General features: G+C 41.4%; 2 protein-coding genes. Both read right to left on the bottom strand.

Features of this window, described 5'->3' with window-relative positions:
- Positions 1-114: 114 nt before the first annotated feature.
- A complete protein-coding gene (locus tag VJ937_RS08560; protein ID WP_324066483.1) occupies positions 115-690 on the bottom strand; it encodes a UbiX family flavin prenyltransferase in 576 nt (191 codons plus the stop codon).
- Positions 691-702: 12 nt separating this feature from the next.
- The gene (locus tag VJ937_RS08555) at positions 703-2,295 is read right to left on the bottom strand and encodes a hypothetical protein (RefSeq protein WP_324066482.1); all 1,593 of its coding nucleotides are present in this window, start codon (positions 2,293-2,295) and stop codon (positions 703-705) included.
- Between the last annotated feature and the right edge of the window lie 143 nt (positions 2,296-2,438).

The following is a 2,438-nucleotide window of genomic DNA, read 5'->3' as shown; positions in this document are numbered from 1 at the left end:
ATAGAATGCTGTGGGAAGTAGCAAACACGGACAAAAAACTGAAAGTAAAAGTAAAGCATCCAAAGAGACAGAACTTTATCGAAAAAATGATGGATTAAAATAAGCTTGAACTTTTCACTCGCCCCACCTGAAAGTTTTTTGCTCTAAACCAATTAGATCAATAATTCGGTCTACAACAGTATCAACCAAATCATTTATGTTGTCGGGTTTTTTATAAAAAGATGGAGAAGCCGAACAAATAATACCGCCCGACAAAGTAATAGTTTCCATATTGCGAATATGAATTAAACTGTAAGGAGTTTCGCGTGGTACAAGGATAAGTTTCCGGCGTTCTTTAAGCATTACATCAGCTGCGCGGCTAATCAGATCATCTGAAACGCCATTGGCAATGCGCCCGGTAATACCCATAGATGCAGGTACAATAATCATGGTATCAGTAGTACAAGAGCCTGAGGCTATTGGTGCGTAAAAATCGTCGTTCTTATACAACTTTATATCCTTCCCTGCTGGTAAGGGAATATCCAACTCCTCGCTCCATATTTGTCTGGCATTATTACTAAAAACGACTGAAACCGTCTCGATTTGTGACCCCAATAATTTCAGCTTATGCAGAAGCCGGTATGCATAAATGGAACCACTTGCACCACTCACAGCTACGACAATATTTCTTTTTGTGTTTATATCTATCATTTCAGTATTTGCCTAAAAGTCCAACAACTGGTTAGATAAAAAGGTTCGCAAGCCAAAAAACACCCACGCATCTTTACTTTCCCGGTTAATATTCTGGTTAATCCTTAAGGCAGCACCGGCATAAATACGCAAATCTGTTCTGGGGTTCAGCAAATAGGAGAGTTGCATGTGACCGTAGGCAAATTCGTTTTCTAAACTAAGAGCAGACAAATCATCTTGCTCAATGATTTCCTGATCATACATCAAAAAGCTACCAGCGGAAATATCCTCTGCGGTTTTAGTTTTATAGCGAGCCAGGTTACCCTGCACTTCCAGTTCAAAATCTTTTACTGAATAAACTAAAATGGCCACAAACTCGTTGAAACCGGACCCCATGGGATGGGCCAATGCTTGCCGGGTATGCGTGTAGTTTTGTGCTGCACTTGAATGGCCATAGGTAAATATACTTACGCTATTAAATTCCATTTGCCCATAAAGGTTTTGTATACCCAATGCATCGAACCATTTACCCCCCAGCTGGTATCCCTGCCGGGTCTCCTCTGCTGTAACTTGCTCAGCGGAAGGATTGGCTGTGGCATCAAGCACATACTGTCCATAAATTTGTATGCGGGCCGGAAGGGTTATTTTCATTGTAGCCCCAAGTAAAATATTGTTTTTTGTATCAAGACCATACTCGGCGGTGCGCGACAAAATAAGCGGGTTCAAATAATTGGCCTTAAATCCGCTGTATCCTGTAGAATCTTCAGCATGATAAACAACAGACTCGAAAAGGCCAACCTGCAACCAGGGTGTGGTGTTCCAACTTAGGTAATGCATCTGATAGCGCTTTTTCCGATAACCACTTTCTGTTCCATGTGGCAGGTCAAAATCCAGCAGTTCAGCAAACATACTGGTGTATTGAAGGGGGCCAATAGCCAACATAGCCTTAAAAAAAGGGTGGCTATAACTGTTATCGCTCAGCAAAAGCGACCGGTATCCATCGCCTACAAAATGCTTACCCTGACCAAATTGCAGATTAAGCTGCGGTAATGCATTCCATGATAACACACCCTCTGCCATACTGTAATCATAGCCGACCGGACTCAACTGGCCAACGGGTATTTCATAAGGTTTGTATTTTGCAGCATGTGGAATTATTTCTTTGGTCTGAATCATCTCATTCACATAAGGTTGAAATGCCACCTGATTTTCATACAAAATGGATTGAAAACTTACATTTTGACCTATACGACCGGCAACCATAAAACCTCGCGTGTTGCGATAAAGCAGTTCCTCCACATCGCGGTTTTTACTGAGTTCAAAATGCAACACTGGATCAATGGTAAGCCGGTAATTCTCTTTTTCTACCATCACCAGGTTTTCGTAGCGCAACTTCCGCATAAACCAATTTTTACCTTGCCCTTTCCTGGAGAATGTGCGCTTAAATAGCAGGCTTGTATCCCTAATAACAAATGGTTGCATTGCGGTATGGTAACTGCGGGGCTCATTGAGCATTAATTTAGTGATGTCACGTGTACGATAACGATGAAGCGGCACAAGACTTTGGGCGGCTATTTCTATTCCAATTCCTGAAAGCAACAATATGATGAGTAAAAATTTGTACATCAGAACCCAATGTTAAGTTGAAAAGAAAGTGTTTGTTGCGCTCCATGGTAGTAAGCCGGTGAAAACAAATCAAGGTAATACTGGGCATCGTACTCATCTACATCAAATCCTTTGATATTGCTATCCTCAAAAATCAATTTCAA

This window comes from Salinivirga sp. (assembly GCF_035268865.1).
Classification (GTDB): domain Bacteria; phylum Bacteroidota; class Bacteroidia; order Bacteroidales; family Salinivirgaceae; genus Salinivirga.
This window is presented reverse-complemented; position numbering and strand designations above follow the sequence as displayed.

What these genes read in the sequence shown, in the direction of transcription:
- VJ937_RS08560 (WP_324066483.1), bottom strand. Translation starts at nt 690, where the DNA reads ATGATAGATATAAACACAAAAAGAAATATTGTCGTAGCTGTGAGTGGT.
- VJ937_RS08555 (WP_324066482.1), bottom strand. Translation starts at nt 2,295, where the DNA reads ATGTACAAATTTTTACTCATCATATTGTTGCTTTCAGGAATTGGAATA.